The sequence below is a fragment of the Halobacillus sp. genome, from assembly GCF_049282395.1.
In the GTDB taxonomy this organism is placed as follows: Bacteria; Bacillota; Bacilli; order Bacillales; family Halobacillaceae; genus Halobacillus.
On sequence record NZ_JBAPTY010000160.1, the window covers coordinates 1 to 14025 of the forward strand.

General features: G+C 41.7%; 12 protein-coding genes. 5 read left to right on the plus strand and 7 right to left on the minus strand.

Annotation, left to right across the window (positions count from 1 at the left end):
• From WAM07_RS07110 to WAM07_RS07120, 3 genes are all read left to right on the plus strand, one after another.
• The coding region (locus WAM07_RS07110) for an EAL domain-containing protein (RefSeq protein ID WP_422165832.1) at positions 1–2016 on the plus strand (2016 nt) is incomplete at its 5' end.
• Positions 2013–3647, plus strand: coding sequence for a thiamine pyrophosphate-binding protein (locus tag WAM07_RS07115; protein WP_422165833.1), 1635 nt, complete (start codon positions 2013–2015; stop codon positions 3645–3647). The genes WAM07_RS07110 and WAM07_RS07115, both read left to right, overlap by 4 nt.
• A 156-nt stretch (positions 3648–3803) precedes the next feature.
• Positions 3804–4604, plus strand: coding sequence for a DUF2935 domain-containing protein (locus WAM07_RS07120; RefSeq protein ID WP_422165834.1), 801 nt, complete (start codon positions 3804–3806; stop codon positions 4602–4604).
• Between the two features lie 25 nt (positions 4605–4629).
• On the opposite strand, the gene WAM07_RS07125 is transcribed toward WAM07_RS07120, so the two are convergent.
• A complete protein-coding gene (locus tag WAM07_RS07125; protein WP_422165835.1) occupies positions 4630–5226 on the minus strand; it encodes a flavin reductase family protein in 597 nt (198 codons plus the stop codon).
• A 153-nt stretch (positions 5227–5379) separates the two neighbouring features.
• Between WAM07_RS07125 and WAM07_RS07130 the strand changes: the two genes are divergently transcribed.
• Positions 5380–6792 carry an alanine/glycine:cation symporter family protein gene (locus WAM07_RS07130; protein WP_422165836.1) on the plus strand — a complete coding sequence of 471 codons (1413 nt, stop codon included), beginning with the start codon at positions 5380–5382 and terminating at the stop codon, positions 6790–6792.
• Positions 6793–6847: 55 nt separating this feature from the next.
• Here WAM07_RS07130 and WAM07_RS07135 read toward each other — a convergent pair whose 3' ends face one another.
• On the minus strand, positions 6848–7429 hold the full coding sequence (locus WAM07_RS07135; RefSeq protein WP_014641505.1) for a cell wall hydrolase: 582 nt from the start codon (positions 7427–7429) through the stop codon (positions 6848–6850).
• A 180-nt stretch (positions 7430–7609) separates the two neighbouring features.
• On the opposite strand from WAM07_RS07135, the gene WAM07_RS07140 reads away from it, so the two are divergent.
• Entirely contained in the window at positions 7610–8191 is a 582-nt protein-coding gene (locus WAM07_RS07140) for a CDP-alcohol phosphatidyltransferase family protein (RefSeq protein WP_422165837.1), read from the plus strand.
• A 13-nt stretch (positions 8192–8204) separates the two neighbouring features.
• Here WAM07_RS07140 and WAM07_RS07145 read toward each other — a convergent pair whose 3' ends face one another.
• From WAM07_RS07145 to WAM07_RS07165, 5 genes are all read right to left on the minus strand, one after another.
• Positions 8205–8672: a nucleoside deaminase gene (locus tag WAM07_RS07145; protein WP_422165838.1), complete on the minus strand. Its 468-nt coding sequence runs from the start codon at positions 8670–8672 to the stop codon at positions 8205–8207.
• 52 nt (positions 8673–8724) lie between these two features.
• On the minus strand, positions 8725–9681 hold the full coding sequence (uvsE, locus tag WAM07_RS07150; RefSeq protein WP_422165839.1) for a UV DNA damage repair endonuclease UvsE: 957 nt from the start codon (positions 9679–9681) through the stop codon (positions 8725–8727).
• Positions 9682–9840: 159 nt separating this feature from the next.
• Entirely contained in the window at positions 9841–11214 is a 1374-nt protein-coding gene (locus WAM07_RS07155; protein ID WP_422165840.1) for a hypothetical protein, read from the minus strand.
• Between the two features lie 169 nt (positions 11215–11383).
• Positions 11384–12895 carry a methyl-accepting chemotaxis protein gene (locus WAM07_RS07160; protein WP_422165841.1) on the minus strand — a complete coding sequence of 504 codons (1512 nt, stop codon included), beginning with the start codon at positions 12893–12895 and terminating at the stop codon, positions 11384–11386.
• Between the two features lie 225 nt (positions 12896–13120).
• The gene (locus WAM07_RS07165; protein ID WP_422165842.1) at positions 13121–13945 is read right to left on the minus strand and encodes an aldo/keto reductase; all 825 of its coding nucleotides are present in this window, start codon (positions 13943–13945) and stop codon (positions 13121–13123) included.
• Positions 13946–14025 lie beyond the last annotated feature (80 nt).

The window sequence follows — 14025 nt, forward strand, 5'->3', positions numbered from 1 at the left end:
TCCATCATGATTCCTGACGTTACCATAGATTCAAGACCGAACCATGAGGCATGCACGCGATTTGGTATTAAAGGATTATATATGATCCCCCTGGTAGCTGTAGGAGAAGTACTCGGGACCATAGCAATTGTAAATTTACAAGAAAAAGGATATACATATCCCCGTTATGTTCGCCAGCTTGCTGAATCCATAGTGGATGCCACAGCGCCTGTTCTTTTTAATTTAATTTATATGGAAAAACAAGAATGGATCATTAATAAACGCACCTCTGAACTAACCCAAAAGAATCAGGAACTTGAGGAAGCCATCACAGATTTACAAAAAATAAGTAATGAGAAAGAACTTATCCTAAATTCAGCCGGGGAAGGAATCTTTGGTCTTAACTTAGACGGAAAAATCACCTTCGCCAACCCTTCCGCGATCGAACTACTTGGTTATCCAAACGAAGATGGAATCTTGGGACTTTCTTACAAAAAGATATTCTATCAAGTTGACCAGGGTGACCATTTCCGTGAATTTGCGGAATCGGATGATGCCGATAACAATCATGGTCATTCTGATAGTTATTTTCAAAAGAAAAATGGTTCTTACTTTCCGGTCGAATATGTTATCACACCCCAAAGACAAGCTGAGCAGATTGTAGGTTATGTCATTACATTTAAAGATGTGACCTCCAGAAAACAAATGGAAGAAAAAATAAAATACCATGCCTATTACGATATAGTGACGAATATACCCAACCGTGTTTTATTCCAGGACAGGCTGAACCAGGCCTTAACGTACGCTGAGCTCCACAACCGTTCATTAGCCATCCTGTTTTTGGACTTAGATCGATTTAAGAAGATTAACGATACATTTGGTCATGGATTTGGAGATACAGTACTTCAGAAGGCAGCACAGCGGCTGGAAGCTGCTATGCCTAAAGATGCGACTGTTTCAAGACAAGGTGGAGATGAATTCATCATCCTTCTACCAAGCGTTAAGGAAGAGCAGGATGCGGTCAATTATGCGAACAAGATCCTCCAGGCCTTCGAGCAGCAATTCACAATAAATAACCAGGAAATAGCCATTAAAACAAGTATCGGTATCAGTCTTTACCCATCCGATGGATCAGGTGCCGAAGAGCTTATTAAGCATGCCGATTTGGCTATGTACAAGGCCAAGGAGCTTTCAGGCAACCAGTTTCAATTTTATTCATCGGACATCGATAATCGCTCTATAGAAACAATAAAACTGGAGAACGATCTCTACAAAGCTTTAAACGAAGAAAACTCGTTCATGTTACATTATCAGCCTAAAATGAATCTGGAAACCAAAGAGATGATTGGTATGGAAGCTCTAATTCGCTGGGATCATCCTGAATTAGGGCTCGTTCCACCTCAAACCTTTATAACTCTTGCTGAGGAAACAGGGTTAATCACGAGACTCGGGGAATGGGTATTAAAAGAGGCTTGTAAGCAGATGAATCTATGGTACATGAAGGGATATAAGGATTGGACGGTTTCTGTCAATTTGTCGCCTCAGCAATTCAACCAGAACAACTTAGTTAACGTGGTGGAGCGTGTCCTTAATGAAACTTGTCTACCAGCAGAGAACTTGGAATTAGAGTTAACAGAAAATCTTATCATTCACAATACTTGTAAAACCACGACTACTATTAAACAACTGAAGAACCTGGGGATTAAAATTTCAATTGATGATTTCGGCACAGGATATTCATCGCTTGGATACTTAAAGAACTTTCCTGTGGATACCCTTAAAATCGATAAATCCTTTATTGATGACATTACAACTAATAAAAATAATGCAGCGATCACCGATACCATTATCACTTTAGCAAATAGTCTTAAACTTGATGTGATTGCTGAAGGAGTAGAGACGCAGGATCAGATTGATTTTCTTCAAGGCCGTGGGTGCTATTTAATCCAAGGGTTCTTTTTCAGTCGTCCTCTCCCTCCCGGTCAACTGATTGAAGAATTTGTAAAAAAACATTCTAAAAAGGGGTTAAAAAAATGAAATCCGTCCGAGCTGTTCTGGATTACCTAGTGTCAGGAAATGTGTCCAAAATCTTCGGAATCCCTGCAGGGTCCGTTAATGCTTTTTTTGATGAACTTTATGATACACCTTCCATTACGCCGATCATTGCTAAACATGAAGGTGCAGCCGCCTATATGGCCGCTTCTTATGCCAAGTATTCTCAGTCTCTTGGAGTATGTATTGGGAGCAGCGGTCCCGGCGGTACTAACTTAGTTACAGGCGCAGCAAATGCTATGCGGGAACACTTGCCTGTGTTGTTTCTAACGGGCGCTGTACCTGTAAACACTGTAGGACTTAACGCTTCCCAGGAGCTTCATGCGGATCCACTTTATCAATCTGTCACTAAGTACAGCAAACGGGTGGATAAGGCGGAAGACCTTCTCTCTGAAATTCATAAGGCCGTAGAAATTGCCCTTACGGGAGTCCCGGGTCCTGTACATATTGCAATGCCGATCGATGTGCAGCTGCATGATATTCCTGCACCCCGGATGCCCGCTTTCCCATCCCGCACTCCCTTACTGCCGGATGACCACTTAATCCATGAAACGGTTGATAAAATGACCGAAGTCAAAAGTGGTTATATCTTTGTTGGCCAAGGTATACGGGGGTCAGTTAATGATGTTCTTGAATTAGCCGAAACTCTCAGTTGGCCGATTGTCACTACCCCGCAGGCCAAAGGATTGATTCCCGATGATCATCCACTGCTCGCTGGTGTATTCGGATTTGCCGGTCATGAACAAGCTTCCCAGCTTATTAATGATCGTACAAAGGAAGCGGTTCTAATATTAGGATCCAGTCTCGGAGAAACGGCCACCAACAATTGGAACCCTAATATTAATAAAAACAAATGGACTATACAGGTCGATTTTGATGCTTCTGTTTTTAATCGAAAATACGTCGTAGATACAGCGATTCACAGCGATGTCCATCTTACAGTTTCTTCCATGATCGCAGAATTAAATGCACGTGGAATGAAAAGAAATTCTTACCCTGCGGAGAATAGGTCTAAAGTATCTTTGACGGAGGAGTACAATACCTCCAATGTGCTGCTTAAGTTACAGGAAATATTGCCTTCATCTTCAAGATATACAATTGATATTGGAGAATTTATGGCCTACGTCATTAACCACATGAATGTATTTCATGAAGATTCCTTTGATATAAACGTTCATTTCGGGGCTATGGGAAGTGGTATCGGCAGTGCCATCGGCGCCAAGGTTGCTGAACCGGAAAGGCCAACGATTAGTATTACAGGAGATGGCTGCTTCTTTATGCACGGAATGGAGATCCTTACGGCTAAAGAATACGATATTCCCGTGCTGTTTGTAGTCATGAACAATTCACGCCTTGGCATGGTTCATCATGGCCATTCCCTTCAATATAAACGAGCCCATGAACGATTTTCTCAACAACCGGTAGATATTTCTCAAATGGCCGCTTCATTAGGTGTACCGTGCGCTCGAATTGATCATCTAGGTGAACTTACTGAAGAAAAGGTTCAACAATTGCTCCAAACCACCGGCCCTTCCTTACTGGAAATATCTCTGGTAGATGATACAGTTCCGCCTATGGGAGACCGAGTGAAATTCCTTTCATCCTTTGGTAAATAATTATACTAAACCAATCCCAACTCCAGAGTTATTAGTAGAAAAGGTTCAAGTCTGTTTCAGCTCGCATCTGCGAGCTTTTTTTATGAGAGTCCTTCGTATGAGCCCCTCCTTTTTTGAATAATTATGGAAGGAAGCTATAGACAAGGGGTGTAGACAATGAAGAGCTTTCAAGAAACAGCTAAGTTCGAGCATCAGTTCTGGCTGCAAATTTTGGGAGACCATGCCAGGTTTATCAGAGATTCGTTATACCCTTCAGAACAAGAAACGATTGAATTGGCTGAGTCTTACGTACAGTTATGGGATGATTATCTCATTCGATCCAGAAGTGGAACTATACAGGATTGGATGACCTTTACCCTTCAAGTTGGAGAAAAAGTACGTGAATTTCACCGGTTTAAGCTTGATTTAATTGAGCGCTCTCTTTTTAGTCAAATCAAGATCCATCTTCCCCCCTCTTTTCTTAACCATATGGTAAATGAGCTGGAGGAATATATGCTGGTTATTGGCTATTTAGGGAAAGAAGAAGTCCCGCCTCTCTTTCACGAATTGCATCACCATCTTCTTTGGTTAATGGACGCTTCAGGACACGCAGGCGCAATTAATGTTGAACTGGACGGTGTGGAAAAACGACTGAAAGAAAAAAGCGATAAGTTTACCAAGCATTTTGAGCAGTTTTACTTAAAAGCCGTAGAAATGAAAGGGTACCTGCGCACGAATCGACAGTCCTTCCCAGCACTCAGACGATTTAGTGATGAAGTAGCTCTTGAAATGAAGATTTTTAAAACCTTTCTGAGGGAACTTGAAGAAATGGAGATGAATGCCGAACTATTAGGTACTTTTTCTACTTTAATGGCAGACCATATGGCTCGCGAAGAATGCTATTATTTATATAAGATAGCCGAGTCTACACAGGGAGAATACCCTTCCTGCGACCCTACAAAGCCACGCACAGAATAAAAAAGCACCCACGTTGGGTGCTTTTTTATTCTGGCAAATTCTCATTTGGAAGCTTGTAGAATTCATGGATATAACTATAATCTCCTGCCATACGCCCCACAGGTTTCAACTTATGAGGGTCAATCTTATCTTTATCCATATACACTTCCTCCCTAATATGATAGCCTACCACCTTTCCAAGAATTAGCTGGTTGAGCCCCAGGTCAATGATCCTGTCGAGTTCACACTCCATGCTTACGGGGGAATCAGTAACTAATGGAGCTTCTACGAAAGCCGCTCGTTCTGTCCTCGTTCCTGCCTTTATGAATTCATCTGTTTCTCTCGGATGAGCTTTGCTGCTTTCATGCATCTGATTAGCCAGCGACTCAGATACGATATTCACGACAAACTGGCCTGTCTCTTTAATATTAGTAAGTGTATCTTTTTCCCTTTCTACACTTCCCACTGAAAAACATAACGTAATGGGGTCCATTGAAGCTACGGTAAAGAAGCTGAAAGGCGCTAAATTGCCTACACCATCTTCACTTTCTGTAGAGACCCATGCTATCGGTCTTGGGACAACTGCCCCTTTAATCAACTTACTCATATTATGGTTCTTAAACTGATCCTTATGGATTAACAAAACATATACCTCCTGAGAACGTTTACACCCATCATACGCGAACCACCTTTCATTCTCACCTCTCTTGCTCATTCTGTGTTTAATTACAACATTTTAGGGAATATATGGATTAATTAACACAATATTTCTAATATTTTAAAGGAGGCCCTTTAATTGGGAAAATTATGGAGTAGTATAGAGCAAGGGATTGCAGACTTGTCAGGTTTTTTATGGACGTATCCACTTGCTATTATTCTGATTGCAGGAGGTATTTTCCTCACCATTAGAATCAAATTCTTTCAATTTCGCTTCTTTGGTCACGTTCTCCATCAAACCATCGGTCAGATCTTCAAGAAAACCGATAAAAAAGGTACCATCACCCCATTTCAAGCATTCACCTCTGCCTTAGCCTCTACAGCAGGTGCCACCAATATTGTTGGTGTTCCTATTGCCATCTCCTTAGGGGGACCAGGAGCATTATTCTGGATGTGGATTATTGCTCTAATAGGAATGGCGACAAAATACTCTGAGATTCTGCTGGGTATGAAGTACAGGGAAAAGAACGAAAAGAACGTTTGGGTCGGGGGACCTCAATATTACATAAAAAAAGCCCTCGGCTGGAAATGGCTTTCCTCAGCCTTTGCGTTTTTTCTTATGCTTGAACTAATTCCGAGTACGATGGTACAGTCCAATTCCATTGCCACACAGGCTGAAGGAGCATTTGGATGGCCTGTTTATATTACAGGAGCTGTGATATGTGTCGCTATTGCTGCTGTCGTATTTGGAGGTATTCAGCGTATCGCCAAGGTAACCGATAAATTGGTGCCGGGTATGGTACTCATTTATTTAACCGTCTGCCTCTATGTCATCTTTGCCAATGCCGGTCAGCTTCCGGAAGTATTCAGTTTAATTTTCACTCATGCTTTCACCCCGGTTTCTGCAACAGGAGGATTCGCCGGTGCCGGTGTAGCTCAAGCTCTACGCTGGGGGATTGCGCGCGGTCTGTATTCTAATGAAGCAGGACTTGGAACAGCTCCTATCGCTCATGCTGCTGCCAAGACAGACCACCCTTCCAGACAAGGTCTCTGGGGAATATTCAGTGTCTTTATTGACACGATTGTCATCTGTACAGTTTCGGGCATAACCGTTCTAGTTACCGGAGCATGGAAAGAGGTTGGGGGGACGGAAGCTTCCAACATGATTAACATTGCCATTGGCACAGAGTTTGGAGATGCCTTCGGAAGTACATTTATCTCCATTTTTCTATTATTCTTTGTCATGACGACCATTGGGATCCTGGTATTCTATGGCGAAAAACAAGCGGAGTATCTATATAACCTTAAATTTGCCCGTGTTATGAGGATCGTTTATATTTTAGCGGTTTTTGTCGGAGCCATCGGCGGGCTGAAATTTGTGTGGCAATTCCTTGATTTGCTGCTGGCCTTTGTACTACTAGCCAATATTATTCCGCTCCTATTCCTGCATAAAGAAATTGCAGCCCTTACAGATGATTATGTGAACCGGGTATATAAGAAACGTAAAACTAAACAAGAAGTGGAACTGTTTGATGAAGAAGAAGCCGGTTAAATTATTTAAAGAAGACAAAAAAAGCAAGCATGGCTAACCATGCTTGCTTTTTATATTACCGTAAGAATACGTGATCACCAATCACAGTAGTCACTTCTTTACTGCTGAGGTAACTGCTGGAAGCTTTTGAAGGATTATAGAAGAAAAGAGACTCTCTATCATACCCTTGATAAGCTACGGCTTCCTCGACAGCTTGTTTCGATTCCTGACTGGCAGGCTGCTCGATCGTACCGTTCAATACCGGAGAAAATTGAATTCCATCGTAAATCACTCCATAGATGGAGTCTGGGAATTTATCGCTTTCTACACGGTTTAAAACTACCGTCGCCACGCCCACTTTACCTGCATAACTTTCGCCTTTAGCTTCCGCCTCAACTAAGCGGGCAAGTAAATCTTTCTCCCATTCTTCAGGCAGCACAGGCATCTGCAACTGTTCTCCCGGATAAATCATATAAGACGATTTATCATTGACCGCCTTCAGCTGATGGGTAGAAATCCCATAGTTCGATGCAATGCTATATAAGGAATCGCCCTTTTGGACGGTATAAGTTTCTTCAGCGCCTTCAGCTTGCGCAGGGAAAGTAAATGTGAATATTCCAGCAAACACCAATAAGGAAATCATTAAGTTCTTAAACATATGCAATCAACCTCCCTGAAATAATCTATTTCACACATTAACATGGGAGGTTAAAATTTTTCACTATTAATTCTTTCCAACATTACCAGTTGTACAATGTACAAGATGGGAGCTTAAATGATTTTATGAACCACTAGAAAGGGTTAAAATGAGAGAAAAAGAGAAAAGAAGGTGATTTTATTGTTAGACACGCATGCTAGAAAGTATGTACAACCATCCATAGAAAAAACCGCTTCTTTTTTACTAAGAAGAGGAAGGACACCCAACCAGATAACCATTCTCGCACTTATAGTAGGTCTTTCTACCAGTCTTCTCTACTTAAGCGGTTATCCAATAATGGGAGTAATCGTATTATGGGTGTCGGGTTTTTTAGACGCAGTGGACGGGACGATGGCACGCCATACTAAATCCTCTCCCTTTGGAACCGTCATGGACGTTACGTTCGATCGAATTGTGGAAGTAGTCATGATTGTGGCGATTGCCTATTTACATCCCGAAGTCATGTGGCCACTACTACTGTTAAGCGTTTCGATCATTATTTCCATGACAGTTTTCCTAGTGGTAGGCGCAGTCTCTGAAAAGGCAGGTATCAAGTCATTTTATTATCAAGCAGGAGCTGCTGAGCGATCTGAAGGCTTTATATTCTTTAGTATTATGCTTCTGTTTCCCAACTTCCTTCTATGGTCCACTCTTCTTTTCTTCGCGGTGGAATTGTTTACAGGAATACAAAGGTTTATAGAAGCAAAGCGAATCCTTCAGTAAATGGGAAGGAAACTTAATACGCTGATTCATCTTCTTTCCTCTCCCACTTCTTAAACGGAAGCGCTGCCTCCTGTACGGTTATCCTGCGGAAAGGTAGAGATCGCTCCTGTGAATCTTTTGAAACTTCTTTATAGATCAGATCATCATCAAAACCTGCAAGCGAGGCATCACCTCTTCCTGTCGCAAAGTACACCTGGTCAGGACGCGCCCAATAGATAGCTCCCACACACATGGGGCAGGGCTCACAGCTTACATAAAGCTCGCATCCCTTCAGCTCAAAATGATTCAGAGTTTCGCACGCACTTCGAATCGCCTGCACTTCCGCGTGCGCTGTTGGCTCCACCTGCTCTGTCACTCTGTTACCTGCTTCCGCAATGATAGACCCATCTTTCACTACAATGGCAGCGAATGGACCTCCATCGCGATCCACATTGTCAGCGGCTAATTGAATCGTGTACTTCAGGTATTCTTCTTCAGTCATCTGCTACTCCTCCTTTTACTGAATCTCATTTCTACGCGTGTTTAATCTACCTTTAATAATCAAGCTCCGCCCCTTTTACCCTCTTCACACCTCGCTGAGTGGCCAGGTCTTCTACAAGCTTCAATAGAGCACGATCCTTTTCCTTAGCCTCAATCATGACATCGATCGGCTGCTCTGTCTGTTTGACTACCTTTAGAAAAGGAGTTACATACGCTTCATCTACGTGATCTGCATGACTGCGGTAAGCTCCTTCGCTCTTTGGAGAAGATAAGTGAACTTTGGGTGGAAACCCATATCCGGACCACGTTTCGTAAAACCTGGGCAAAAGTTCAACTAAATCTTCTTCATCGGTATGATTAGCCATGTAATGATGATAGTCAAACATCATGGGGATCCCTTCTTTTTCGCATACTTCCAAGGTTTCTGTAGTGGTGTACGTTTTATCATCATTCTCTAAGGTCATTTGCTTTTTAATCGGATCCGGCAATTGCTTTAAATTTTTATGAAAGCGCTCAAGAGCAGCTGCTTTATCCCCGTATGCCCCTCCGATATGAAGGTTAATATGAGATTCATGATGGAGCCCCATTGCTTTCAATAAAGCATAATGATATTCCATGTCTTTAACGGCATTCTCTGTCACATGGGGTTTATCACTCGTAAATAGTGTAAATTGATTAGGGTGGAAACTCGTTCTAAGCTGATGTTTCTTTACGAGAGTACCAATTTCAGCATACAACTCTTTGAATGGTGTAATATAATCCCATTCCACCTCGTCATGGGTGGCTAATGGAACAAGTGTTGAAGAGAACCGGTATAGTGGTATTTCATGTGCAATATTGTAATGAATGGCCCTAAGTGTATGCTGTAAATTTAGACGGGTAATTCTTTGCAGCTCAGGGAGCCGCTCTTCTTCTTTTAATTTTTTAAATCTCGAAAAGGTCATGGTTTTTGCCGGGGTGGCTTCCCAAAGGGAGAGTGCATGGGCTACGTAGCCGAATCTTATGATCATTTAAATAAACTCCTTCTTCACTGCTTGAATGTCTATCAATATGTTCCCCTTTTCTCAGGTGTTTAATATGCTTACAGCATGTTTTCATTCATCATTTCCAGCTACAAAAAAAGAATCTTCTTCAAGAAGATCCTCAACTTTCATACAAACACTGGACTTTTAGTAAATGTAAAGCGTTATCAACGAAACAATGATACCTATAAATCCGCACATTAAGGTGTACGGAAGATTTTTCAAAACAATTTGATAAGGATTGACCCCTAAACCGACAGACGTAATCGTTACAATAAGACCATATGGAGCTGATGGAACCGTAGCAATTGCGCAGCTTGCGAGTAAAATCGTCAAAGTTACCGTAGGCAGCGCTTCTGTTAACAGACCACTGACTCCCCCAAAGATCCCCATCGTAGCAATTGGGTGCACGCCGAGAAGGGTTAACACAAGAAATGAAGCTTGAATAAACAACATAATGAGGATAGGACTGCCTTCCAAAGCAACAATCGGATCCTGTAAATATTGTAAAAATGGAGAAGCATTCAATGCCTCCGTAAAAAACGATAATGATAATAATAACACGATGAAATTATTTAAATTATTCGTCTGTCTTTTCCAAGTAGGCCATCCAATCTGCAAGAAGCTGTTTTTTCGCTGTTTTACCATCGCCCATATAAAAGCAAATGGAAATATAGCAATGGTGACAGCAAATAGAAAGTCAAGCTGAACAACGTTCGCTAAGAACACAACCAATACTAGAAACAGAATAAGAGCAGTGACGAATTCCACTAATTTCTTTTTATCAGACTGGGGAGGGTTTTCAGCCAATGAATGACTTCCTATACCATGTTTTCGAAAAATGAACCTTCCCATAGTCGAGTCCAATATAATTCCGATCAGAGCAATTAGCAGCATCCATGGCAGCACTTCTAAGTAGTTCGCACCTGTTATAAAAATCGATGTAGCCAATAAAATCTCCAATGGACTCCACAGTAAGGCAAGGGAATACCCTCGAAGCGTCGCCATGGCTATGAAGCTATTTCTCACTTTAGTTTTTGCCTCTTTTAATTGATTTTTCAACAGGTCTTGTGAAATTGTTGCTGATGATAGATTCAAAAAAGCAGCCAGTGAGACCATCGTTACTTCACTTCGTATGTACAAGGCTCCCATACCTTTCACATTCCCGCCAAGCAAAGACTGCAGCAATTTATTATATCTACCTGCTTTCACTACACTATTCATCCATGGAAGCATAGAAAGAAGAAAAAGCAGACTTATATTCCCAGCAAAAAAAGAAGGTATTTCATTTACTGAGACGTCACTTGATATAAAGAAAAAAACGCCGACTGCTAACAGCACGACACCAAGGATTCGGAACACCCTGTCGGACCTGGGAAAATTAATGATCAACATCATTATTCCCATGACCCCAATGACAAAGAATAGAATATCATTTGCCCAGAATACGTGAACAATATTTAGTAAGAACACCAATGAGTAAAAGATGTATAAATAATTTGTAATCTTTAAATTTTGCATAACCTCACCTGCCCATAGGGATGAGTTCGTCTACTTATTTTTACCAATGATCTCATCCTATCGGTTACGATGATTATTTTCAAGAAACTTGAATTTCAGGGTTGGGTTTATTTCTAATCCTTATAAAGAGCCGTAATCAACTTCGGTTCAACGATTTCTTCCGCTCCTGTTAGGATGCTTTTTCGATACCCATCCCATCCACTAACTCTTGAAGTTCATATGTTAATTGATTTAGCTGATCAACAACAGCTTCTAATTCCTGAGACATTGCCAGCTGTTGTTGAGAAGCTGCGGCTATTTGCTCACTGCTTGCTTCGTTTTCTTTAGCAGCATTTTTCAGCTCTTGCATTGAAGCTTGAACGCCAGCTCCACTTGTACGGATTTGGGAAGAACGCCGGCCTGTATCTTTTATCCGATGTGTAACTTCTGATGTAGCTTTCTGAATACCGTTTAATGATCCTTCAGCGTTCTCCATCAGCGTGTATCCTTCATTTATCTTCAAAGTACATTCGTTCATTTCTGAATGGATGATCGCTGATTCTTCCTGAATACCTGAGACAACTTTGTGAATGGATTGTGCAGATTGACTCGACTGACGGGCTAATTTCCTGACTTCTTCCGCTACCACCGCGAAACCTTTACCTGCATCTCCTGCTCTTGCTGCTTCAATAGAAGCATTGAGGGCTAAGAGATTTGTCTTTTCTGTAATCTCCCTTATGACAGAAACAAAAGTGGAGACTTCGCCCGTCTGGTTCAAAAACTGGGCGAATAGCTCTTCTAATTGCTCCACTGAGCGATTGGCCTCCTGAACCCTGCTGCGAGCCTCATCAACAACAGATGCTCCTGCAAGCGACTGTTCATTAGCGAATTCAGAGTGGTCCTCTACTTCCTTTATATGTTCATCCATTTCTTTAATCGTTTGCAGCAGTTCTTCCAGTTTTCCAGTATTTTCTTCTGCCTGGCCTCTTTGAGTAGCGGCGGCTGCATTCATGGTTTGAGCAGAACCAGCTATATCCTGAGCAGAATTGGCGCTTTCATTTGTTTCACGCTGAATGACCTGCGCAAGCCTCCCAAGCTCGACCATGCTTCGGTTCACATGCTGGACGACTGCTTCGTACGTCTCTGAACTGCGGCTGCGCTCTTTCTCTATCTCTCTTTCCAACTTCCTCTTATGTAGGATTAAGACGAGTGTGGCTCCATAGGTGAGCAAAAGGAACACAGCGTGAATCATGAGTAAAGAGAATTTGTAATTGGGGGTTCCGCACAACAGCACAGGAAAAAAGAAATAGCCAGCTAAGTGATGTACCGCAAATATACCCGTGCTGATGCTAAGCATAGCGATAGAGTTATAATAGGCAATTAGAGCAAGGACCATAAATATGGAGAAATGATATTCAACTAACCCGTCACCCGAAGCAATGATGAGCATGGATCCATGAGTTAAAGCCAAGGTAATGATTAATGGAAGTTTGCGGTGGTTCGGATCGATTCGAAAAAGAGTGAAGCCTGTGAATACAAGAGCCGCCGTTATCCCTAAAAGGATATAAAGCAGGATATTCATAGAAGGTGAAAGATTATTAACCCCCATAAGCAGGGAGTAAGACTCTAAAAATCCAAAAATACGGTGCAACATATAAACCGTCACTGCAATTATAAGCACTCCGAAAGCGAAACATAACATAAGTAGATTCCCATTCAATCTTTTAACCATTACTTTTGACCCACTCTCAATTTTTTACCTATCTATACGCAATACTAATGGACTATGCTTAATAATACTAATTATTTGATTGATCTACTACTAGCACCTTTATGTATGTATTAATATTCTACTTATCCTTCTACGCCTGCTTGTATAAAAAAAGCTGCCGGAAAACCAGCAGCTTCATTCTTTCCTTCATTCTTTTTATCGGATGTTCATCTCAGAAGGTTTAGGTCCTTTTCTTTCTCCGCGGTCTAATTTATTAATAGCATTCATATCCTCTGCCGTCAGTTCAAAATCGAATACATCAAAGTTTTCTTCGATTCTTGAAGGTGTGACTGATTTTGGAATAACAATGGTCTCGTTTTGTAAATGCCAGCGGATAATGACTTGGGCAGCTGTTTTATTGTGCTGCTCTGCTATTGATTGAATGGTTTCGTCCTTCAGCACTTCTTTTCCTTGCATTAGTGGACTCCAAGCTTCCAGATGGATATCATTTTTGCGGCAGAAATCTTTCAGTTCATTCTGAGCAAGATACGGGTGGCATTCAACCTGGTTAACGGATGGTTTTACTTCACACTCTTCCATCAGACGCTCCAGATGGTCAATATCGAAGTTGCATACGCCTATCGCTTTTACCTTTCCATCCTTCTGCAGCTGTTCCAGTGCTTTATAAGTTTCTACATATTCATCGTATTCAGGAGTCGGCCAATGGATTAGGTAAAGATCCACATACTCAAGACCCAGCTTATCCAGACTAGTCTCAAGCGCTTGAATCGTGTTGTTATATCCTTGATCAGCGTTCCAGACTTTGGTCGTAATAAATAGTTCGTCACGGCCTAAACCACTTTGCTTAATAGCTTCGCCAACCTGCTCTTCATTTTTGTAAGCAGCAGCCGTATCTATATGTCGGTATCCTGTTTCCAGTGCCTTTGATACAGCGGCTACCGCGTCTTTCTGTTCTACTTGCCATACTCCAAATCCTAGTTGAGGCATTTCCACATTGCTATGAAGTGTCATGGTTTTCATAAAAAAACTCCCTTTCTTATTAAAGGTTTACAGAGGCAGTGTAGCACAGATGGATTTCCAAATGCTTCTATTCTGCTTAC

Excerpts from the sequence above, each read along its gene's own strand:
- WAM07_RS07115 (WP_422165833.1), top strand. The coding sequence starts at position 2,013 with ATGAAATCCGTCCGAGCTGTTCTGGATTACCTAGTGTCAGGAAATGTG.
- WAM07_RS07120 (WP_422165834.1), top strand. The coding sequence starts at position 3,804 with ATGAAGAGCTTTCAAGAAACAGCTAAGTTCGAGCATCAGTTCTGGCTG.
- WAM07_RS07135 (WP_014641505.1), bottom strand. The coding sequence starts at position 7,429 with ATGTTTAAGAACTTAATGATTTCCTTATTGGTGTTTGCTGGAATATTC.
- WAM07_RS07145 (WP_422165838.1), bottom strand. The coding sequence starts at position 8,672 with ATGACTGAAGAAGAATACCTGAAGTACACGATTCAATTAGCCGCTGAC.
- uvsE (WP_422165839.1), bottom strand. The coding sequence starts at position 9,681 with ATGATCATAAGATTCGGCTACGTAGCCCATGCACTCTCCCTTTGGGAA.
- WAM07_RS07155 (WP_422165840.1), bottom strand. The coding sequence starts at position 11,214 with ATGCAAAATTTAAAGATTACAAATTATTTATACATCTTTTACTCATTG.
- WAM07_RS07160 (WP_422165841.1), bottom strand. The coding sequence starts at position 12,895 with ATGTTATGTTTCGCTTTCGGAGTGCTTATAATTGCAGTGACGGTTTAT.
- WAM07_RS07165 (WP_422165842.1), bottom strand. The coding sequence starts at position 13,945 with ATGAAAACCATGACACTTCATAGCAATGTGGAAATGCCTCAACTAGGA.